The sequence below is a fragment of the Peribacillus sp. SIMBA_075 genome (genome assembly GCF_046534585.1).
Map to the genome: position 1 here is coordinate 1 of NZ_JAWRYN010000586.1, position 272 is coordinate 272.

Here is a 272-nt window from a genome sequence, read left to right on the forward strand (position 1 = left end):
TTTGAATCCAAACGCTCTCGCAAGATAATAACTTGATTGCTTTGCATTCCCTACGTAAAATTCCAAATGATCTACATCACGTACCGGAAAAAAGTCCTCCATTTGTGCAGCTAGCGTATCCATAGATTTTTGTTTCATAATATCTTCATCCCCCTGTAAATAGATTAAATGGTCCATACTTAAAACCAACCGAAAACGCTTCCAACATCAATTAATAGAAATTAGTTAGCAAGCTAACAAATTCTGACCTTTAAAACTTTCTATCTTTTCTG

Annotated in this window: 1 pseudogene; it reads right to left on the minus strand. The window is 34.6% G+C overall.

From position 1 onward, the window contains the following. Positions 1-138 (minus strand): annotated as a pseudogene (locus tag SB775_RS29500) (4-hydroxyphenylpyruvate dioxygenase); the annotation flags it as partial. Positions 139-272 lie beyond the last annotated feature (134 nt).